The organism is Aminobacter sp. MET-1 (assembly GCF_026521175.1).
Lineage (GTDB): Bacteria > Pseudomonadota > Alphaproteobacteria > Rhizobiales > Rhizobiaceae > Aminobacter.
Window position 1 is genome coordinate 177,166 of sequence record NZ_JAMSHL010000010.1, and the last position, 21,687, is coordinate 198,852.

The following is a 21,687-nucleotide window of genomic DNA, read 5'->3' on the forward strand; positions in this document are numbered from 1 at the left end:
CTCCGTTCAGGCAACAAGTTTCGGGGATGCGGGTGCGGCCCTGCCCCAGCCGAGCGCTGGTGCGACCTTTTGGGCGGTGAGTTCGATGGAACGCAGCGTTCGCTCATGGCCGGGATCGACCGAATGGACCTGGAACACGACGTCGGTGACACGCCTGAGACTGGTGTCGGCCGACAGGCTGGCGACCACCGCATCGGGCGACCCCGCATGGGTGTCGAATGCAGTCGCAAGCTCCTCGACGCTGTCGCCGGGCGGGGTATGGCCGGTGGCGATGAAGTGGTCGCGCACCCGGCGCAGTCCCTTCTCGGCAAGCTGCAGGGCTTCCAAATGGCTGTCGGCCACGAACAGGCTGCGCGACCCAAGGATGCGCGGCGCGATGCCCGAAGGCAGCGCCTCCAGATAGGCGTCGATGATCGGGTTCTGTACCTCATCCAGCGTGGCGTTCGGATTGTCCTTCGGCCGTGGCTGCGTACGCGAGAGCATCAGACCGTCGCCGGCGAGACCGGCGCGCCGACCACCCTCTACCGAGAAGGTAGCCTGCCAGATCCGTCCGGCAAGGGCAGGTGCTGCCGGGTGGAGCGTGTCGCCGCCGGCGAGCGGCCGATTGGCGAAGGCGTTGCGCAACACCTCAAGATGCACGCCGAGCAGCTCGCCGCGCCTGGTGCTGTCCAGCCCGAAAGCGGTGAAGGACGAAGGCGTTCCGCCCGAGCCGACCCCCAGTTCCAGCCGCCCTCCGGACATGAGGTCGAGCACCGCCGCATCCTCGGCGACGCGCAGGGGATTTTCCAGCGGCAGCGTGATGATGCCGGTTCCGAGCCGGATGGCACGGGTGCGGGCGGCCACATTGGCAAGCAGGATTAGCGGCGACGGAAGCCCACCTTCCGCGGCCCGGAAATGATGCTGCGCCACCCAGGCGGTGTCGAAACCTTCCCGCTCCGCGGTCAGGATCTGCTCGGTGGCGAAGCGATAGCGATCGGCAGGCGACGCCTCCTCCAGCAAACGGGTGAAGAACCCGAGCCGCTTGGTCTTCTCGGTCATTGTGCAGTTCCTTCAGCTGGTTCGCGTGTCCTGCCAACGAGGCCGGCGCTGGCCTTCAGCCGGTTGCCCGGTATCGCGGCGATGAGTTCGCCGGTGTAGTCGTGAACAGGACGCTCGAAGACTTCCTCGACGCTGCCCTGCTCCACCTGTTTGCCGTCACGCAGCACCGACACGGTGTCGGCGATCTGCCTGACAACGGCGAGGTCGTGGGACACGAACAGATAGGTCAAGCCGAGCGAACGCTGGAGTTCGTCCAGCAGCTCGAGGATCTGGGCCTGCACGGTGACGTCGAGAGCGGAAACTGCCTCGTCGAGCACAAGAATCTCAGGGTTCAGGATGATCGCGCGAGCAATCGCTACGCGCTGGCGCTGCCCGCCGGACAGTGCCGCCGGCAGGCGGGTCAGCGCGGCCTCCGGCAGTCCGACCCGCTGCAGGATGGCATGCACACGTTCCCGGCGCTCGGCTTTCGGCACGGGGTCGAAGTTGAGCAGCGGCTCCTCGACAATATCGAAGATCGATTGCCGGGGATCGAGCGAGGCGAACGGGTTCTGGTAGACGAGCTGGATGCGCCGGCGAAACTGGCGCAGCTGCTCGCCGCGCAGGGACGAGACCTCCTGACCGTCGACCACGATGCGGCCGGACTCGAGCTTCTGGAATCCGGCGATGGCGCGGACCGTCGTCGTCTTGCCCGAGCCGGATTCGCCGACGAGAGCGTGAGTGGTGCCGCGTGCGACCGTGAAGGAAACGCCGTCGACAGCGCAGAGCTGCCTGCCGCCCGACAGCGGAAAATGCTGCACCAGTTTTTCCACGACGACCGCTGGTTCGGCGTTCGCCCGGAACCGGCTCCTCGTCGCCTTCGGCGCAGCAAAGGCCGGCGCGTCCTTGAGCAGTTGCCGGGTGTAGGCCGACTTTGGCGAGGCCAGCACGTCGGTCACGGTGCCCGTTTCCTGGATCTGCCCGCCTTGCAGCACCACGATCCGGTCGGCCCTGTCGGCGGCGACGCCGAGGTCGTGCGTTACCAGCAGCACCGATGTCCCGAACTCGACCCGCAGCTCGTCGATGAGATCGAGCACGCGGCGCTGGACGGTCACGTCGAGCGCGCTTGTCGGTTCGTCGGCGATGATCAGCGCCGGCCGCAGCGCCACGGCAATCGCGATCAGCACGCGCTGGCGCATACCCCCTGAGAGCTGGTGCGGATACTGCCTGGCCCTGAGCTCCGGCTGTGGCAATCCGACACGATCCAGCAATTCGATGACACGCTCGTCGATCGCGCGCCGGTCGCCCCACTGATGAACCTTGAGGATCTCGCCGACCTGGTCGCCGATGGTCTTGACCGGATTAAGGGAGCTCACCGGATCCTGCGAGATGAGGCTGATCACCTTGCCGCGGATCGTGTCCAGGCGCTTGTCCGGCCAACCCGCAATGCTTGTGCCGCTCAGCCTGATGTCGCCGCCCTCGACGCGGCCGTTTTCGGGCAGAAGCCCGATCACGGCATGCGCCGTCGTCGATTTGCCTGAGCCGGATTCGCCGACCAGCGCCACCACTTCGCCCGGCTGCACCGAAAACGAGATGCCGTGAACGACAGTCTCGCGGTGCGTCCCGTGCCCATAAGAGACCTCAAGCTTGTCGACTTCGAGCACAGGCGCCGCCGAACCGGCCGGTGCTGTCTTGTTGGCCACAGTCAACTCGGTCATGCGCGGCTCCTGCCGAAGGAGCGGCTGATGCGATTGGCCGACAGCACGACCAGCACGACGATGACGCCGGGTGCCGTCGTCAGCCACCACGCTGTCGAGACGTAATTGCGGCCCTCCGCGATCAGCAGGCCCCATTCCGGCGTCGGCGGCGGCGCGCCATAGCCGAGAAAGCCAAGCGTCGAGATGTTGAGGATGGCATTGCCGAACTGCAGCGCGGCAAAGGCGATGACTGGGGTCAGCGAATTTGGCAGCACGTGCCGCAGCAACACCGACGTGAAGCGGCCGCCGCTGCCAAAGGCAGCCTCGACATAGTCGCTGCGACGCACGCGGACCACCTCGGAACGAGCCAGTCTGGCAAAGCTGCCGATGGAGGCGACGCCGACGGCAATGGCCGCATTCACCGTGCCGAAGCCGAGCAGAATGATGATGCTGAGCGACAACAGCAGGCTCGGGATCGACAACAGCACATCGACGACGCGCATGACGACGTCCTCGACCCGCCCGCCGACTGCCGCGGCAAACACGCCGAGCGCAGTCCCGACGAACAGCCCGACGCCGACGGCGGCAAATGCGCCGCTCAGTGAGTGGACCGCGCCATAGACGATGCGCGCATAGACGTCGCGGCCCAGCGCATCGGTGCCCAGTATGTGTTGCGCGCTGGGCCCGGCGAGCTTCTCGGAGGCGACGCCCTCGGTGCCGCTGTAGCCGGTGAACAGTCCCGGCAGGAGTGCCCACAGCACCACCAGGGCAATCACCAGCCACGCCAGCACCAGGCCTGGCTGCAAGCTTTTCAGCCTTGCGAAAAAGGCATCGCGGTCAGCGTCGGCATTACCGGCTTGGGGGGCGATACCACCGACTGCACCCAATGAATCGATGATGGTCATGCGCTGGCTCCTGCTGGATTGCGAAGACGGGGATCGAAGACGGGATAAAGCAGATCGACGATGAGATTGGTGAGCACGAAGCCGGCCGCGGAGATCAGCACGATCGCCTGGAGAACGGCGACATCCTGGGTGTTGACCGACAGATAGGTCAGCGCGCCGATGCCATTGAGGCCGAACACCGTCTCGGTGATGACCGCGCCGGCGACGAGTTCGCCGAACAGGACGCCGCCGATGGTCAGCACCGGCAGTATGGCATTGCCGGCGATATGGCTCACGAGCACGCGCCTGCTGCTCGCCCCTTTGGCCCGCGCTACCGCCACGAAGGGACGCGTGCGCACCTCGTCGATGCTGCGGATGAGTATCTGCGCCAGCGGCGCCGAAATCGGCACGGCGATGGCCAGCACCGGCAGCACCAGCATTTCCACCGGTCCCGGATTGATCACCGAAATCAGCTTCAGGCGGAAGGAAAATACCTGGATCAGGGCAATGCCCAGCCAGAAGACCGGGATCGAGATGAACAGCGACGGAAGTGACTGGAGCGTGTTGCGCAACCAGGCACTTCGGCTGACGGTCGCCACATAAGCGATAACAGCAGCGACCAGCACCGACACGGCAAGCGCCACGGCCGCCAGCCGCAATGTCGTCGGCAGTGTCGTCGCAAGCAGGGACGTCACCGGTACGCCGGCACGGACCGAGTAGCCGAAATCACCCGACAGGAACGACCCTAACGTCGACAGATATTGCTGCCAGACCGGAGCGTCGGCGCCATAGGCGATACGGATCTCGGCAATCTGCTCGGGCGTGAGGCCCAGTTCCGGATTGAGGAACTTGATCAGCACCCCGTCCGCCGGCAAAAGCTGCAGCAACACGAAGCTGACGGTAAACGCCGCCCACAGGACGAGCACCGCCTGGCCTATCCGGCCGATGACATATCGCGACATTGGAGGTCTCCGTCGAAGATGATCGCACTACGGTCCCGCCCGGAGACGGGACCGTCCTCGCCTTAATCGCGCGGCGACAGCCAGACGCGGTAGAATGACGGGCGACCAACCGCCTCGAAGGCGACGTCATGAACGTTGGGCGCTCCTGCGAAGGCCTGCGGCTCCTCGAAGATCGGAATGGCATAGGCCTGGTCGATCACGTAGGCCTGCACCTCTCCAGCAATCGCCAGCCGCTTGTCGCGGTTCGGCTCCGAGGCGAGCGCTTCGAGCAGGCCATTGAGTCTGTCGTCGACGAAGCTCTGCACCTTGTCGCTGACGCCGCCCTTCTGCTGCAGCACGTTGCGGTTTTTCGGATAATACTGGCTCTTGATGACATCGGGATCGGCGCGGCCGACCATTGCCGGGGCGACAGGCGTCTTCAGCGGATCGAGGTTGTCTGCCACAGCACTGCCGGAGTCGCCCGCCAGCACGCTGAGCTTGACGCCGACCTTGTTCCACTGCTGGGCGATCAGCTGCAGCGTCTCCTTGTTCTGCGGTTGCGGCAGCGACTCGTAGACGGTCAGCACCAGTTCCTTGCCGTCCTTGGCGCGCACACCATTGGCGCCCAGCGTCCAGCCCGCCTCGTCAAGCAGCTTGCCGGCCAGGGCCGGATCGTAGGCGAGCTTTGCCGACTGGTCGACATAACCCTGGGCGGCCTTGGCGATGATCGAGGTCGCCTGCGGATAGTTGGCCGAAAACAGCGTCTCGACGATTTCCTTGGCGTTGGTAGCGTGCAGCAGTGCCTGTCGCACCTTGACGTCGGCCACCAGCTGATTGTCCGGTCGGAAGACGACCGAGTTGTTCACGCCGCGGGTGCCGGGTGCGTAGACCTTGTACTCCGCCGCCTCGACCTGCTTTTCGTCATAAGCCTGAACCTGGCGGATGAAATCTGCCTGGCCGGCGAGCAGCGCGCCGATGCGCACGCTGTCCTCTGGTGTGATCAGATACTTGATCTCGTCGAGCAGTGCCCGGCCCTGATGCTTCAACTTCGCCGGTCCCCAGGCATAGTCGTCGCGCGCCTTCAGAACGAGCTCTCGTCCAAGCGTTTCGCTGGCGACAACGAACGGCCCGGAACCGATAATCTTGGTCGCGTCGCCCAGCTGTTCGAACGGCAGCTCGAGCGTCTTGGGCGACACAAGGCCCGAGCCGATCACCGAAGTGCCCTGCAGGAAGCCGGGCGACGGCGCCTTGAAGTGGAACGTCACCGTCAGCGGATCGATCACCTCGCTGCGGTCGTAGTTGTTGATGACCTCCGAGACCGGTAGTTTCAGCTCCTTGTTGCCCTTGCCGAACGTGTCGAAATTCTTGGCCACGGCGGCAGCGTCGAGCGGGGTGCCGTCGGAGAAGGTCACGCCTGGACGCAGCTTGAAGGTGTATTCGGTGGCAGTGTCGTTGACCGTCCAGGATTCGGCGACCCACGGCTCGATTTCGAGAGTCTCGGGGTTCTGATAGGTCAGCTTGTCGGTGATCTGGTTGAGCACTCCGCCATTGGGATAAAAGCCACCCGCCGGCGGGTAGAGATTGGTGTGCGCCTGCTGCTCCAGATAGACCAGCGTGCCGCCCCTGATGGGCGTCTCCGACTGCGCGAACGCCTGGGCCGAGAAGCCCAGCACCGTCGCGGCCATCAACGCCCCGAGAGCGAGTTTGAGTGTCGAGCGTCGTGTATGTGACATAGCCATCCCCTTGATAACGACCGGAAATCGACGCTCCTTGGGAGGATCGGGATCGCACCGGTCTGCCTGTTTGCTGTCAAAAGGATAGGCGTGCTGACTGCCTGGGTGACAGGAACTGAGTTCCATCGTCGCCGCCGGAGGAGGATTAATTCTACTTAACTGATAGACTTTATGGAATTCCTTAGGTGGCTTCCTGCGTGCGACCTATGCGGCGCAAAACAGCCATCCTAGGCCAACCCTGCCGCGGCGCACCTTTGGTGCAACAGCTGGCCAAAAGCGCTGGTGGACTGGCGTTGCGTTCCCAGCCAATCCACCAGCGGCGCCGGATCATGGGAACATGCGGTGGGGAAGCAAACCGCAAATGATCTCGGCGCGACCCGCGGCGCTAGAGCCGCGGGGGAGAGGTCGAACGTCTAGCCGGCGTGAACCACTGGTGCCGACGATGACGTTGTCAAAGCCGGTCGCGTGGACAGTTCCGCTGCCCGGAAGCACCTGGTTTCGCGTCCCGGCGCGAGCGAGAGCGGCGGTGGGCTGTCCTTGGTGCAGATGGCATCGACGGCAAAGCGGCAGCGCGGCGCAAAGCTGCAGCCGTCAGCGAGCCTGCTCATGTCGGGCGGCGTGCCTGGGATGGCGTCGATGTCGGTGTCGCGATCCTGGCCATGCACTGTCGAGGCCAGCATGCCCATCGTATAGGGATGCGATGGCCGCATCAGAACGTCGCGCACGCTGCCATATTCGACGATGCGCCCGGCATACATCACCGCTACCTTGTCGGCGATCTGGGCAGCGACGCCCAGGTCGTGGGTGACGAAGATCACACCCATCCCGAGTTCCTGCTGCAGCTTGCGCAGCAGCAACAGCACCTGGATCTGCACTGTGGCATCAAGTGCGGTCGTCGGCTCGTCGGCAAGCAACAGCTTCGGTCGGCATGACAGCGCGACCGCGATCATGGCGCGCTGGCGCAGGCCGCCCGACAGCTCATGCGGATAGGCCCTCAACCGTCGCTCGGCATTCGGCACCTTGACAAACTGCAGCAGCTCCAGCGCCTTGGCCATTGCCTCGGCGTGGCTGCAATGCTGGTGGCGGACGATTGTTTCGGCGATCTGGTCGCCGATCGTGTAGGTCGGATCGAGCGCCGTCATCGGCTCCTGGAACACCATCGAGATGGTCGAGCCCCTGATGTCGCTCAGTTTTCGGTCGCTGACCGCCATGATGTCGTGTTCGGCAACGCGGATGCTACCGGAGACGCGGGTGATGCGCGGCGAGAACAACCGCATCAGCGCACGCATGGTCACCGACTTGCCTGAGCCGGATTCGCCGATGATGCACAGCACCTCGCCCGGCATCACGTCGAACGACACGCCGTTGACGGCATGCACCGTGCGGTCGCGCGTCTCGAACCTGACATTGAGATCCCGCACCTCGACCAGCGGCCGGGCGCTCTGTTCAGTTGCGGGCGCGGTCATCGTATCGCCTCCCCTGCAAGCGCGTCGTGGGCCGCGGTCCCTGCTCTTGTGTGACCCGATTGCGGGTCGGCCATGTGACAGGCGGCGACATGCGAACCTCGGTTGGCCCAGGCACCGAGCGCCGGCGCCTTGCTTTCGCAAATGCCTTCGGCGAACTGGCAGCGGCTGCGGAAGCGGCAGCCCGGCGCCGGATTGATCGGATTGGGCGGATCGCCGGTCAATGGCGGCGTGACGATCTTGTCGTCGGGGTCCATCGCCAGCCGCGACCTCAGCAGCGCCGCCGTATAGGGATGCTTCGGCCCGTTGTAGATCTGGTCCACGGGCCCCATTTCCACGACCTGGCCGAGATACATCACCATGACGCGGTCGGAGATGTACTGGACCACGTTGAGGTCGTGCGAGATGAACAGGTAGGTCAGGTCGAACTCGCGCTTGAGCTGGCGCAGAAGGTTCAGCACCTGTGCTTCGACCGACTTGTCCAATGCCGACACCGCCTCGTCGAGGATCAGCATCTTGGGGTCCAGCGCCAGCGCACGCGCAATGTTGACGCGCTGCTTCTGTCCGCCTGACAGCTCGTGCGGGTAACGCGGCCCGAACAGTTCCGGGCGCAGGCCGACCTTGCCGAGCAGGCTGCGTGCCGCCTCGCGCGCCTTGTCGCCGCTCATGCCGTGGACGCGTGGTCCATAGGCGACCGAGGCCTCGACCGGCAGGCGCGGGTTGAGCGAGGAATAGCTGTCCTGAAACACCATCTGCAGATTACGCCGGAGTTCGCGCAGCGGCAGGCCGTCCTTGTCGCCGACGGTGCGGCCGCCGAAGGCGATCTCGCCGCTATCCGGCGGCATCAGGTACATCAGGAGCCTGGCCAGGGTCGACTTGCCGCAGCCGGACTCGCCGACGACGCCGAGGGTCTCACCCTTGAAGACGGTGAATGAGATGTCGTCGACGGCGTGCACATTGCCGATCTCGCGGTTGAGCAGCCCACCCTTGACCGGGAAGTACTTCTTCAGGTTCTTGACCACCAGCATGGCCGGCATCGCGGCCGATCCGCCGCGCAGCGTCTTGCTGCCGCCCGTTTCGGGCGTGGCCGGGGCGTCGAAAAGTGCTGTGGCAGGAATTGCCAATTGTCCGTCCATTTTCGCCTCCGATCTCACTGCCTGACGTCCATTGCCTGCCGCAAGCCGTCGCTGACCATGTTGAAAGACAGCGAGGTGATGAAGATCGCGACACCAGGCAAGGCGCACAGGTACGGGTCGATGTAGATTGCCTGGCGCAGGGCCGAGAGCATCAGGCCCCAGTCGGGCGTAGGTGGCTCAACGCCGAGGCCGAGGAACGACAGGCCGGCGGCCAAAAGCACCGAGACCGAAATCAGGCTTGAGGCGTAGATGAACACCGGCCCGAGCACGTTTCCGAGGATGTGGTGCACGATGACCGAGCCCATGCCGGCGCCACTGGCGCGGGCCGCTTCGACGAAGTCGAGGCTGCGCACCTGGGCAGTGGCCGTTTCCGAAATGCGGCACAGCGGCGGGATGAACACCAGGGTGAGCGCCAGCAGGCCATTGAGCATGCCGCCGCCCATCATGCCGGAAACGGCAACCGCCAGAAGCACCGAGGGAAAGGCGTAGAAGACGTCCATCACCCGCATGATCACAGTGTTGATGAAGCCGCCGGCATACCCCGCGACCACGCCGAGGAAACCTCCGATGACCGTCGCCAGCATGACCGGCACCAGTCCCATCGCCAGCGACACGCGGCCGCCATACAGCAGGCGGGCGAGCATGTCGCGGCCGAGTTCATCGGTGCCGAGCAGATGACCTGAAGTGCCGATCGGCTTCAGACGGGCGATCATTTGCGGCTTGTTCGGGTCGACCGAAGTCAGCCACGGCGCAAAGATCGCCGACAGCACGACCAGGAGGATGACGCCGGCGAAGAACAGCGTCACATGGTCGTAGCTCAGCCGGTGGCCCACGCTTTGCCAGTAGCTCCGAACCTTGGGGGCGGTGGAACGCGAAGCAGCGTCGAAAGTAGCGTCTGTCATGATGTCCTCCCGTCAGCCGCGCTTGATGCGTGGATCGACAGCCGTCTGGATGAGGTCGACGCACAGGTTGGTGATGACGAAACAGATGGCGAGCACCAGCACCACGCCTTGCACCACAGGCACGTCGCGGGTCAGGATCGCCTTGCCGAGCAGGAAGCCGGTGCCCGGCCAGTTGAAGATGGTCTCGACGAGGATCGAGCCGCCGACGAGATAGCCGAACTGCAGCCCCATCACCGCAAGCACTTGCGGCAATGCGTTCCGGATGGTGTGGCGGGCAACCGCCCACTCGCCCAGCCCCTTGGCGCGCAGCGCCTGGACGAAATCCTGCGACAGCACGTCGGCGACCGCCGAGCGCGTGTTGCGCATGATGACGCCGAGCGGCACCAGCGACATGGTGGCGATGGGCAGGATGGCGTATTTCAGCTGCTCCCATTCGAAGATGCTGAAGTTTTCCGAGCCGCCGCTGCCCATGCCCATGGCCGGCAGCAGGTTGAACTCGACCGCGAAGATGATCACCAGCACGACGCCGAACCAGTAGTTCGGCACGCTGACGCCGGCGATCGACAGGCCGGTGACCGTCCGGTCGACCCATGTGCCGAGATGATATGCAGCGATGGTGCCGAGCACGAAGGCAATGGAGAAAGCGACCGCCACCGCGCCGAAGGACACGAGAACCGTGTTCATCAACGCATGCGAAATCTCGGTCAGCACCGGCCGGCCGCTCTGGATCGAGTTGCCAAGGTCTCCGCTCACGACACGCATCAGCCAGTCGAAATATTGCACCGGCAGCGGACGGTCGAAACCGTAGACGCCGCGCAGATACTCGATGTCGGCCTGTGACGCGTCGGGCGGCAAAAGCGAGCCGAGCGGGTCGCCAGGGGCCAGGAAAACCAACCCGAAGCAAATGATCGATACGCCGAGGGCGATGGGGACGGCATAGAGAATCCGCCGCAATGCATAAAGCCACATGGTCCTGTCTCCTGTTCGTCCTCGGCGCCTTTCTCCTTGTGCTTAGGGTTCGACGACGATCGGCGTCAGGTCCTGGAACCAGCTCTGCGCCTGGACGAAACCCTTGACCTTGGGCGACATGGCACGCGGGTTGAGGTCATGGGCGATGTAGACCATCGGCGCCTGGGCGACCGTCAGCTCGTGAATCTTGGTGACCATCGCGTCGCGCTGCGGCTCGTCAAAGGTCTCCATCGCCTTGGCGCCCAGAGCGTCGATCTCGTCGGTCGAGAACCAGCCCCAGTTCGGGCCGTTGGGCGCAAAGCGGTTCTTCATGACAAAACCGAGAATGCCGTTATAGGGCTCCATCGGCGCACGGCTGACATTGATGGCGTCGATATCGGGAAACGCTTCTCGGCCCTTCAGGCTGATGTCGTGCAATGCGCTCCAGTCCATGACGTTGAAGTTGACCTTGAAGCCGACTGCCTCCAGCTGCGACTTGACCAGTTCGTTCATCGCCAAAGGCTGCATCTGGCCCGAACCGGCGGTCGACATCGCCACATTGATCTCGCAGGGGAAACACTTCGCTTCCTTGAGCAGCGCCGTCGCCTTCTCCGGATCGAAATCGTATTTCACCGGGTGGCCGAAATAGCGCGAGCTTGGCGGCAGCATGGCATAACCGGGCTCGCCCGTGCCGTTGAGCAGAGCCGCCACATCCTCTCGGTTGACCGCGTAGTTGGCCGCCTGCCGAACCTTGATGTCGTTGAACGGCGGATCGATCATGTTGACCTGGTAGGTCCAGTTGTGCGGGTAGGTGTTGGTGACGATGGTCATCCCCGCCGACTGCAGCCTGGGAATCGTGTCGGGCGACGGCGCCTCGATGAAATCGACCTGGCCGGACAGAAGAGCGGCCGTGCGCGTCGTCGCTTCCGGCATCGGCACCAGCACCAGGCGGTCATGCTTGGGGATGCGGTCCTTGTCCCAGTAGTTCTCGTTCCTCACCAGTTCGAGGCGCTCATGCGGAACGACTTTGTCGAACTTGTAGGGCCCGGTCCCCGCCGGCGCCTTCGCATAAGCGGCGTAGTCCCAGTTCGCCTTTTCGAGCGCCTTTTTCGAGATCATGAGGAAGTTGGTCAGGCTGAACGGCGTGAACGAATCCGGCGCCTTGGTGAACAACGCCACCTGATTTGCGCCGAGCGGCTCGACATGGTCGATGTTGCTGGCGCGGGTGCGCATACGGGCAAACTGCGCCGGGTCGAAGCCCTGGGTCGTCTTGTCGGTCAGGCGGGCAAAATTCCAGGCGACCACCTCGGGTGTCAGGTCGGAGCCGTCATGGAATTTCACGCCTTCGCGCAGGGTGATGATCCAGCGCTTGTGATTGGCGGGATCAACCTCCCATTTGGTCGCCAGCCCCGGGCGCAGCGCCGGTTCCCTGTCGGACTTGGAGAGATCCCAGTTGATCAGCCCGTCATGCAGATTGAAACCGACGAAACGGTAGCCCTCGTAGCCCTGATCAGGTTGGCCGGTCCAGGCCGGGATGTCGCCAAGCGTCATGGCGACGCGCAGCACCGTCTCCGCCGAAGCGGCTCCTGGCGACAGCATCGTCGAAGCGAGCGCGACGGCAGCGCCCCATCTGATCAGGTTCCGTCCGAACGTGTGTTTGGTCATGTCAGAGTTCCCTTTGTTATTGTCGACGCGTCGAAGGTTCGGTCCTCCCTGGACCGCTCCTTCCGGGCCGCCGCGCCGTTGGCGGCCATTCTAGCACCGGACATCAGGTCCGGCTCGGTTCAGCCTTGGGCGCCCTCCTCCAGCCGACCATCGCGGGCGACGATGCAACCGTCGAGGATGACGACCGAAGGCACCGCCTGGGCGATGTCGTCCACGATCAGGAGGTCGGCCAGGCGTCCCGGCGCCACGGAGCCGACATCATGTTCGATGCCGTGCTGTACGGCGGCGTTGAAGCCCGTCATCTGCACGGCGTGATGAAGCGGAATGCCGGCCTGAAGGGCAGCACCCATGACAGGCCGCACGGCAATGGAACCGTCATTCGCCTCGCCGTGGCGAAGCATCAGCCGCGCGGTCTCCAGGCCGGCAGCAGCCACAGTGCGCAGCAAGGCAAGGCGCTTGACTGGATCGGATCCGACTTCAAGAACCACCGACATTCCCGCAGCAACCGCATCGACGGCGGCTCCGGCTGTGGAGCAGACCCGCCGCTGATGGACAAGGCGAGCGCGGCCAACACCGTCCAACCAGCCAGGTCCTTCGGCGGTCAGATGCCAGCTCCTCACATCAGCCCGTCCGGACCTTAGCTCGATTGCGCTTGCCTCGGCCGCGACAATGGATGTCACGCCCATCGGTAGCAGGGCCGCAGCGAGCCGTTCGGCATCCGGCGACACATCCGCAAGGGGCTCGACGTAACCGGGCAGGACATAGCGCCCTGTGCAATCGATGACGTGCCTGGCGTCACCATCATAGCCTGTGCGAATCGCAACGATGCGCGAACCTGATATGGCGATTGAGGCCGTGTAGGTCTCTTCCGACCAGACATTGATCAGATTGCAATTGGCAAGCAGCAGATCCGCCGGCTGCTGGGCCAAGGAAACGCGAACGCCTGCCAGCGCTGTTTCGACGGAAGCGTCAGTGGCCAGCATCGTGAGCTCCTTCCACGACGACGGTGGTGCCGACGCCGATACGCGAATTGATCAGCCCCTTGTCGGTCAGGCCGAGGTCGGGAAGCGTGGTGTGGATGGTCGAGACCAGCGTCTTGAACGGGTCGGTAAGCGTGCAGCCCAGCTCAGCCGCCGCTGCCTGCGCCGTGTCGATGCTGGAAAGCAGCACCTCGTAGGGTTCCTCCGACATGATGCCGCCGACGCGCAGCGGCGCTTCGGCCAGCACCTTGCCATCGGCAACGGCGATGAAGCCGCCCTGGATCTCGCCCATGCGCTGGATGGCATGCCAGATGTCGTCGTCGGTAGCGCCGACCACAACGACATTGTTGAACGGCACCGATATCGAGGTCGCCAGCGCGCCGCGCTTCAGCCCAAAACCCTTGACGAAGCCGGTGCCAATCTTGCCGTGCAGGCCATAACGCTCGACGACCGCAATCTTCAGGATGTCGTTGGCCGGGTCGGGCTGGATGCCTTCGCCCGTAACAGGGAGCCTGTGAACGAAACCGCGATTGAAGGAGTCGCCGTCGACCACTTCGAAGACACGCGCCTGCACCGACGTCGCATCTTCAGGCGCTTCGCATTTGAGCGACGCACGCTTGACCTTGTCCAGCTTGATCGAGTTGCGGTAGCCCTCGGGAAAGTTCGGCTTCGGAATGTCGACGAGCAGCTCGCCACGGCGGGCCACGACCTTGCCGCCAACGATGACATATTCCGGCGGGAATGCATCGGGCGCGGTCATCAGAAGGATGTCGGCGAAGCGGCCGGGCGCGATCGAGCCGACCTGGTCCGTCACTCGGAAATGCTCGGCCGGATTGAGCGACACCATCCTGTAGGCGTCGAGCGGCGAGACCCCCGCCTCCAGCGCAATGCGCACCAGGTAGTCGATATAGCCGTAGCCCTTGGTCACCATGTCGATCGAGGTGTTGTTGTCGATGCACATGCAGACCTGGCGGAACGACAGCCCCTTGCGCAGCATCTCGTCGAGCAGCGGCCGCAACTGGCCGCGCCGGCCGGTGCATTCGACAAAAAACAGCTTCAGCCCGCGCCGCAACCTGGGCAGGATGTCCTCGCCCCGGCCAATACAGTGGTCGTCCTGGATGCCGCTCGCGACATACCCGTCGAAGGCAGCTTCGTCGCCGCGGCGGATCTCGCCGCCATGGCCGCTGACCCGGAAGCCAGCTTCGCGGCAGGTCTGGATGACACGCATGTAGTCGAAATCTTCGAGCGCGATCCGCGACCACACCGTTTCGCCGATGCTCATGCAGCCATCGTTGAGCAGTTCGGCAATGTCGGCCGAATTCATCTCGACCGCCGCCGTGCCAAGCGACGCATCGAACGGACAGTAGGAAGGTGCCGCCACATAGCCTCGCAGTGGCAGCCCCTCGAAAGAGCGGCGCAGCACGTCGACTGCCTCGACGCCGCCGGTATGGGCATTGTTGGTGGTGTCGACGAACACGGTCGTGGTGCCGAGCGGCAGGAGCACCCGCGCCAGTTCACCCGGCCAAAGGAACGTCGTGTCGACATGCATGTGCGCGTCGATCATGCCGGGCATAGCCCACAGGCCCTGGCAGTCGATCACCTCGGCGCCGGCATGGCTGTCGCGCCTTGATATCGAGACGATGCGCTCGCCTGAAATGGTGATGTCGGTCTCCTCAGTCACGCCTGAATAGACGTTAAGCAGCCGGCAGCCCTTCAGGATCAGCGTCGCCTCCCCTGTCGTCGCCGGCGCTGAGTCATGCAGCGGCGTTACGGGGCCAACCGGTGCGTCTTCAAGCGTCATCCTAGTGTTCCTCCTGATGTCGGGCAGCTGCTTGGCCACCGACCTTTTCATCATCGTGGCACCTCTCCAAAAATGTTGCAACATAATTTTGATATTTTTGTTACAATCACTTTTGAAGATCATTCACAAAGATAGCATTGCAGTTTGTTCAAAATTTTGGCGGTATGCGCGCAACGCAGGCAGACGGCTGGTCCGCTGCCCGGCCTCGCGGCACAGCCGCAGCGTCAGGATCAACAATGGAAGGAGCGATGAGATGATTACGCAGACATCAGGCCCGGCAACGGTCGACCTGGTGGTCAAGGGATGCGACCTGATCACCATGAATGACACCGACACGGTCATCCGCGATGCGGCACTTGCCGTGGACAAGGGCCGCATCGTCTGGACCGGCAAGGCCTCCGAAGCCTCGGGGCTCTACCGGGCGGACCGGACCATCGATGCCAGCGGCCAGATCGCGATGCCCGGCATGGTCGACGCGCACTTCCACACCGCCCAGCACCTTTTGCGCGGCAAGCTGTCGGAGATCACCCGCACGCGCGCGCCGAAGATGCCGGTGTGGAAGCACTATTATCTGCCGTTCGAGGCGATGCTCGAACCGGAGGACGTGCATCTGTCGGCGCTCGCCGCCTACACCAACATGCTGCGCGTCGGCACCACCTGCTTCGCCGAGGCCGGCGGCCCGCATCCCGACGAGATGGGTCGCGCCGCCGACGAGGTCGGCATCCGAGGCTTCATCGCACAATCGACTTGCGACACCGGCATGGGCGTGCCTGACGCGCTGATGATGAAGACCCAGCAGGCCTATGACCGCAATGTCGAGCTAGTGCAGCGCTGGTCGAAGCACGAGCGCGTCAAGGCATTCCTTTCGCTGCGCCAGATCGTCGTCTGCACGCCAGAGCTGGTGAAGGGCATCGGCCAGGCGGCCAAGGATCTTAACGTCAAGGTCCACACCCATCTCTGCGAAGGCATCTACGAGATCGACTTCGCATTGGAGCGCTACGGCAAACGGCCGACGGAGTATCTGGAAGAGCTGGGTGTGCTGTCGCACCACTTTCACGGCGCACACTCGATCTTCCTGTCACCGGAGGAAGTGGACCTGTATGCGAGGCACAAGGTGTCGGCCTGCCATTGCGGCCTGCACAACTACTCCGTCGGCCAGCCACGCGTCGCCGAGATGTGGCGCCGTGGCATCGACATCGGCCTCGGCACCGACGGCGCGGCCTCCTCAGGCACGCTCGACGTGTTCCAGGTTGCGCATGCCGCACGCATCGGCCAGCAATTGGTCGCGGGCACGCCCTGGCACATGCGCACCGCGATCTCGAGCGACGAGCTGCTCAAGATCGCGACCCATGGCGGCGCGCGGGCGCTGGGCGTCGGCCATGAGCTCGGCCGGCTGGAAAGCGGCTTCAAGGCCGACTTCATCCTTGTCGACGCCTCCGACATCGACCAGCAGCCGATCTACGATCCGCTGTTCACCGCGTCGACGACCACTGTCGGTCGTGACGTCCGCACTGTCGTCGTCGACGGCAAGGTGGTGATGAAGGATCGCGAGATCCTCACCGTCGATGTCGAGACGATCAAGGCACGGCTCGCCAGAAGGCGGCCGGAGATCATGGACAGGTTTGAAAAGCTGGTCGCCTAAGGCACCAATACAGCGATGGAGACGGGCCGTCCTTCGGGGCGGCCCTACTTCGTTTTGGCGGAGCGCGTCGCGTAGCGTGAAAGAATCTCGCCCAACCCCGGCTCCTCGGCCGGTTCGCCATCGAGGCTGACCCGCTCCAGGATATGTTCGAGGTGATGCACCATGGCGTCGGACGCCGCCGCGGCATCGCGCTTGCGCAGGGTTTCCAGAATGGCGTCGTGCTCGTCGATGCCGCATTCCGACGACGAACTGCGCCCATAAAGCGCCATCACCAGCGCGCTGCGCGTGATCAGCTTGCCCAATGTCGCTTCCAGCACACGATTGCCCACCATCTCGGCCGCAAGCTGATGGAAGCGCTCGGCATAGCTGCGCGATTCAGCGTCGCGGCCGGCGCGGTAGGCATCGCGATGGTCGGCAACCTGCCTTTGCAGGGTCTCCAGCTGCGCCGGCGTGATCTGCCTGGCCAGTCTTGCAGCCACCTCGCGCTCCAGCACGATGCGCAGATCGAAGATCTCGCGCGCCTCCTCAACCGTCGGCGACGACACATAGGCGCCGCGGTTCTTGTGGATCTCGACCAGCGCCTCGCCATGCAGGCGGTTGAGCACCGCGCGCACCACCATGCGGTTGACGCCGAAAGAATTGGCGATCGTCTCTTCCGACAGCTTCATCGCCGGCTTGAGATCGCGCGACAAGATCGCCTCGACCAAACCGGCATAGACGTCATCGGTGCTGAGCTCGGCAGTTTCGGGTTCGACAACTTCGTGCTTGGACATCCTGCTTCCTGCTGAACGAGGCGACGCAAGCGCCCTATCCTGAAGCAATCAGCTATATCTCAGGACAACCGTTCTGCACAATCGCCCAGCGCAACGGCGCCCAATCCGCATGATCTTTTGTTACATAGCATCCTTGGGAACCTGCTCGCCGTGTCGTTCCGACCGTCAGCAGGACGGCAAGTCCGCAAAGTCCGAACCGAATAGACGAACGCCACCGAGCGTTTCCAACGACATCAGCTTCTCTCACTTCGACAGCGAAGACGAAATCCTGTTGCCGCTCGGTGCACATGCTGCCGATGGCGATAGCCTTTCTCTCCGCCTCGCAGATGAAGAGGAAGGCTCCGCTATCGGAGCACAAAACAGCAGCCAGATTGATGACGCGGGCCGTCAGTTCGCCAGATGCTCGAACAGCCTCGCCACGGCCTCGGCACCCGGATCGACGTGGCCTTCGAGTTGCTTGGCATTGATGTAGGCGGCACGGCCGGCCTTGGCGCGGGTGAGCGTCGCCGTGAAATTGGCGCCCTTGCGGGCCGCTGCGGCTGCGGCGGCCAGGCTCTCATCGAGGGCCACGAGCGCAGGGGAAAGGGCATCGACCATTGTCCGGTCGCCGACGCTTGCTCCACCGATTTCCTGCATGCGCGCCAACCCCGCTCGAAGCGCCTCGCGCATTGGCAGGCCACTCGAAGCGCCGTCACCGGCGGCGGCGAAGAAGATGGCGAGCAGGACGCCGGATGAGCCACCCATGGTCTGGCTCAGTTCCTGGCCGATGGCGCGCAGGAGCTGCGTGTGATCGGAGAGCGGCAGCCGGTCGATGGCGCTGATCAGTGCCCGGGCCGCCCCCGCCAGCGTCGACCCCGTGTCGCCGTCGCCAGACTTGGCATCGAGCGCGTTGAGGTCCTGCTCGGCCGCGATCAGCACGTTGCAGCAGTTGATCAGGAAGGCGCGCGTCGCCGCATGGTTGGACGGCATCGGCGTGATCGGCGTCAGGCCGTCGGGCATCGGCGCGACCACGAGCGGCTTGACCAGCGAGACACCCGGCCAGGCGGGAATGGCGACGGACGCCTCGAGCAGTGCCAGTTCTGCCGCATCGGCCGGGAAGACCGAGATCGAGAAGCCCTGCATGTCGAGCGAGGTCATCAGCGGCGACGGGCCGATGGCATGGGTGATCCTGCCGCCAATGGACGACTGCAACAGGTCGTGGGCGAGCACCGACATTTCGAGCACGGAGGTGCCGCCGAGATTGTTGACGAGCACGACATGCGGGCCTTCGCCCATCACGGCTGCCAGCCGCTCGACCATGGTGGCGACCGAAGCGCGGGCGCCGGCGAAGTCGATCTGCTCGACGCCGGCTTCGCCATGGATGCCCAAGCCGAGCTCGGCCTTGCCGAGCGGAATGCGATCCTCCTTGGGCGAGCCCGGCACGCTGCAGGTGTCGAGCGACATACCGATCGATCGGGTGCCGGCGATGACGTGTTTCGCCGCCGCTGTCACCGTTTCCAGGTCGGCGCCGCGTTCGGCAAGCGCCCCCGCAATCTTGTGTACGAACAGCGTGCCGGCGACGCCGCGGGCCTGCGGCAGGTCGGGCAAGGCGATGTCGTCGCCGACGATCACCATCGAGACGTTGAGGCCGAAGGCGCGGGCGCGTTCGGCAGCGAGGCCGAAATTCAGCCGGTCGCCGGTGTAGTTCTTGACCACCAGCAAACAACCGGCCGGCCCTGTTACCGCCAGTATGCCGGCGAGCACGGCATCGACACTGGGCGAGGCAAAGACGTCGCCGCAAACCGCCGCCGTCAGCATGCCCTTGCCGACGAAGCCGACATGGGCCGGCTCATGACCGGAGCCCCCGCCCGAGACAATCGCCACCTTGGACCTGTCCCAGTCGCTGCGCAGTACGACGCGGATATGCGGATAGCCGTCGAGGCGGGTCAGCGCGCCGCCCGACAGTGCCAGCACCCCGTCGATGGCCTCGGTGACGACGTCCTCGCGCCGGTTGATGAATTGCGCCATGGATTGTTGCTCCTCAAGCTAAACGCATGCCTGCCGCATCGAAATAGAGCGGCCGCGACGGTTGGATCCGGATGGTTTCACCGCCCTTCAGCGGCGTGTGGGCGTCGGTGACGGTGACGAGGTCGTGCCGCCTCAGCGTCAGATGCAGGCGTGTCTGGTCGCCGAGATGCTCGACGCGCTTGACCAGCGCCTCCTGTCCATCGCCCTGCACGATGTGCTCCGGGCGCAGGCCAATGCTTTTGGCGCCCGATGGCGCGCCGGCAAAGAGATCGGCAGGCAGCACGTTGATGCGCGGCTGGCCGAGCCGGGTCGCAGCATAGACGCTGACCGGTTGCTCGTAGACCTCGCGCGGCGAGCCGAACTGCACCAGCCTGCCCTCGTTCAGCACGCCGACATGGGTCGCCATGGTCATCGCCTCGATCTGGTCGTGGGTGACGTAGAGCAGCGTCGCCCCCAGCTTTGCCTGGATGCGCTTCAGCTCGATGCGCAGGTCGGCACGCAGCTTGGCGTCGAGCGAACTTAGCGGCTCGTCCATGAGGAATATCTGCGGATTGCGCACCAATGCCCGGCCGATGGAGACGCGCTGCATCTCGCCGCCCGACAGCGCAGTCGCCTTGTTGTCGAGCTTGTGGGCGATCTGCAGGACCTCGGCAACCTCCTTCACGGTTCGGTCGATCAGGTCGCGCGGCGTGTTGAGCAGCGGCGATTTCAGCGGGAACTCGAGGTTTTGCCGCACTGTCAGATGCGGATAGAGCGAGTATTGCTGGAACACCATTGCGACATTGCGCTCGGCCGGCGACAGCCCCTTCATCGGCCGGCCGACGATGTGCACTTCGCCGCTGTCGGGTACGTCGAGGCCTGAGACCATGCGCAAGGTCGTCGTCTTGCCGGCGCCCGTCGGGCCGAGCAGCACGACGAAAGAACCGTCGGGGATCGTCAGCGACACATTGTCGAGCGCGACGGTGCCGCCAAAGGCCTTGGTCACATTTTCGAGGACGACTTCAGCCATGTCCCAGCACTCCGTCATTGGCGTCCGACCGCAGCGCCTTGCCGGTTTCGGCGTCGAACAGCGACAATGTCCTTGCGTCGAACGCGAGCCCGACCAGCTCGCCCTCGCGAACCGGCTGGTCCGAGGCAATGCGCGCCTTGAGATCGCCGTGGCTCGACCGCAGCGTCACGATCTGGGTGGTGCCGAGATATTCGGCCGCGGTGACCCGCCCCCGGTAAGCCGACTCGGTCACGAAGCGCACATGTTCGGGCCGCACGCCGAGCGTCAGCTTGCCGGCCCTGCCCTCGCGTGCCGCCGGCACCTCGATCCTCGCCTCGCCGAACTCGACCGACGTGCCGCCGATGCCGATCATGCCTTCGAAGTCGAGGAAGTTCATGGATGGCGAGCCGATGAACTGGGCGACGAACTTGGTCGCCGGCCAGTCGTAGATCTGCTGCGGCTTGCCGAACTGCTCGACGACACCGTGGTTCATGACGACGATCTTGTCGCCCATCTGCATGGCCTCGAGCTGGTCATGCGTGACATAGACTGTCGTTGCACCCATGCGGTCGTGCAGCGCGCGCAGCTCTTCGGCCATATGCTCGCGGAACTCGGCATCGAGCGCGCCGAGCGGCTCGTCCATGAAAAAGGCCTTTGGGCGGCGCACGATGGCTCGGCCGAGCGCGACGCGCTGACGGTCCCCGCCCGACAGACCACCCACCGGCCGGTCGAGGATGTTCTCGATCTTGAGGATGCGGGCGACCTCCTCGACACGCGTCTTGACCTCCTCGAGTTTCATCCGCTGGCTGACCAGCGGATAGGAGATGTTCTTGCGCACGTTCATGTGCGGGTAGAGCGCAAACATCTGGAAGACGAAGGCGATGTCGCGCTTGCTGGCCGGCTTCATGCCGACCTCCTCGCCATCGATGAAGATTTCGCCCGAGGTCGGCAGCTCGAGCCCCGCCATCATCCTGAGCGTCGTCGTCTTGCCGCAGCCGGAGGGGCCGAGCAACATGAAGAACTCGCCGTCCTCGATGGTGAAGGTCGAGGAGCGCACAGCGGTGAAAGTGCCGAACTCCTTGCGCACATTCTGGATTCTGATCTGCGCCACGG

At 64.4% G+C, this 21,687-nt stretch carries 17 protein-coding genes; 1 reads left to right on the plus strand and 16 read right to left on the minus strand.

The genetic code is table 11. The annotated features are described in order from the left end of the window. Positions 1 to 6: 6 nt before the first annotated feature. From NDO48_RS16185 to NDO48_RS16240, 12 genes are all read right to left on the minus strand, one after another. Positions 7 to 1,038, minus strand: a complete 1,032-nt coding sequence (locus NDO48_RS16185) for a putative FMN-dependent luciferase-like monooxygenase (RefSeq protein ID WP_267321782.1) — start codon at positions 1,036 to 1,038, stop codon at positions 7 to 9. After that, complete coding sequence (locus tag NDO48_RS16190) at positions 1,035 to 2,732, minus strand: dipeptide ABC transporter ATP-binding protein (protein ID WP_267321783.1); 1,698 nt, start codon at positions 2,730 to 2,732, stop codon at positions 1,035 to 1,037. The genes NDO48_RS16185 and NDO48_RS16190 overlap by 4 nt, the downstream gene beginning before the upstream one ends. Beyond that, a complete protein-coding gene (locus NDO48_RS16195; RefSeq protein WP_018430716.1) occupies positions 2,729 to 3,616 on the minus strand; it encodes an ABC transporter permease in 888 nt (295 codons plus the stop codon). Before NDO48_RS16195 ends, NDO48_RS16190 begins: the two co-directional genes overlap by 4 nt. Then, positions 3,613 to 4,557 (minus strand): ABC transporter permease, encoded by a 945-nt coding sequence (locus NDO48_RS16200; protein ID WP_018430715.1) that lies wholly within the window; start codon positions 4,555 to 4,557, stop codon positions 3,613 to 3,615. Before NDO48_RS16200 ends, NDO48_RS16195 begins: the two co-directional genes overlap by 4 nt. A gap of 62 nt (positions 4,558 to 4,619) precedes the next feature. Further along, the gene (locus tag NDO48_RS16205) at positions 4,620 to 6,269 is read right to left on the minus strand and encodes a TIGR04028 family ABC transporter substrate-binding protein (RefSeq protein ID WP_416377206.1); all 1,650 of its coding nucleotides are present in this window, start codon (positions 6,267 to 6,269) and stop codon (positions 4,620 to 4,622) included. Positions 6,270 to 6,682: 413 nt separating this feature from the next. Continuing rightward, on the minus strand, positions 6,683 to 7,735 hold the full coding sequence (locus tag NDO48_RS16210; RefSeq protein WP_018430713.1) for an ABC transporter ATP-binding protein: 1,053 nt from the start codon (positions 7,733 to 7,735) through the stop codon (positions 6,683 to 6,685). Continuing rightward, on the minus strand, positions 7,732 to 8,769 hold the full coding sequence (locus tag NDO48_RS16215) for an ABC transporter ATP-binding protein (RefSeq protein ID WP_157632936.1): 1,038 nt from the start codon (positions 8,767 to 8,769) through the stop codon (positions 7,732 to 7,734). The genes NDO48_RS16210 and NDO48_RS16215 overlap by 4 nt, the downstream gene beginning before the upstream one ends. A gap of 113 nt (positions 8,770 to 8,882) precedes the next feature. Continuing rightward, entirely contained in the window at positions 8,883 to 9,770 is an 888-nt protein-coding gene (locus NDO48_RS16220) for an ABC transporter permease (RefSeq protein ID WP_018430711.1), read from the minus strand. Between the two features lie 12 nt (positions 9,771 to 9,782). Continuing rightward, on the minus strand, positions 9,783 to 10,739 hold the full coding sequence (locus NDO48_RS16225) for an ABC transporter permease (RefSeq protein WP_018430710.1): 957 nt from the start codon (positions 10,737 to 10,739) through the stop codon (positions 9,783 to 9,785). Between the two features lie 42 nt (positions 10,740 to 10,781). After that, positions 10,782 to 12,383 carry an ABC transporter substrate-binding protein gene (locus NDO48_RS16230; RefSeq protein ID WP_018430709.1) on the minus strand — a complete coding sequence of 534 codons (1,602 nt, stop codon included), beginning with the start codon at positions 12,381 to 12,383 and terminating at the stop codon, positions 10,782 to 10,784. Positions 12,384 to 12,502: 119 nt separating this feature from the next. Then, entirely contained in the window at positions 12,503 to 13,366 is an 864-nt protein-coding gene (locus NDO48_RS16235; protein ID WP_267321784.1) for an amidohydrolase family protein, read from the minus strand. Continuing rightward, positions 13,353 to 15,218, minus strand: a complete 1,866-nt coding sequence (locus NDO48_RS16240) for an adenine deaminase C-terminal domain-containing protein (protein WP_026227746.1) — start codon at positions 15,216 to 15,218, stop codon at positions 13,353 to 13,355. Before NDO48_RS16240 ends, NDO48_RS16235 begins: the two co-directional genes overlap by 14 nt. A 199-nt stretch (positions 15,219 to 15,417) precedes the next feature. On the opposite strand from NDO48_RS16240, the gene NDO48_RS16245 reads away from it, so the two are divergent. Continuing rightward, positions 15,418 to 16,806 (plus strand): amidohydrolase family protein, encoded by a 1,389-nt coding sequence (locus NDO48_RS16245; RefSeq protein WP_018430706.1) that lies wholly within the window; start codon positions 15,418 to 15,420, stop codon positions 16,804 to 16,806. 44 nt (positions 16,807 to 16,850) lie between these two features. Here NDO48_RS16245 and NDO48_RS16250 read toward each other — a convergent pair whose 3' ends face one another. The 4 genes from NDO48_RS16250 to NDO48_RS16265 form a co-directional block, all read right to left on the minus strand. After that, entirely contained in the window at positions 16,851 to 17,579 is a 729-nt protein-coding gene (locus tag NDO48_RS16250; protein ID WP_018430705.1) for a GntR family transcriptional regulator, read from the minus strand. Positions 17,580 to 17,966: 387 nt separating this feature from the next. Next, the gene (locus NDO48_RS16255) at positions 17,967 to 19,586 is read right to left on the minus strand and encodes a dihydroxyacetone kinase subunit DhaK (protein ID WP_267321785.1); all 1,620 of its coding nucleotides are present in this window, start codon (positions 19,584 to 19,586) and stop codon (positions 17,967 to 17,969) included. Between the two features lie 13 nt (positions 19,587 to 19,599). Beyond that, on the minus strand, positions 19,600 to 20,595 hold the full coding sequence (locus tag NDO48_RS16260) for an ABC transporter ATP-binding protein (protein ID WP_018430703.1): 996 nt from the start codon (positions 20,593 to 20,595) through the stop codon (positions 19,600 to 19,602). Continuing rightward, the gene (locus tag NDO48_RS16265) at positions 20,588 to 21,685 is read right to left on the minus strand and encodes an ABC transporter ATP-binding protein (protein ID WP_018430702.1); all 1,098 of its coding nucleotides are present in this window, start codon (positions 21,683 to 21,685) and stop codon (positions 20,588 to 20,590) included. Before NDO48_RS16265 ends, NDO48_RS16260 begins: the two co-directional genes overlap by 8 nt. Positions 21,686 to 21,687: the final 2 nt, after the last annotated feature.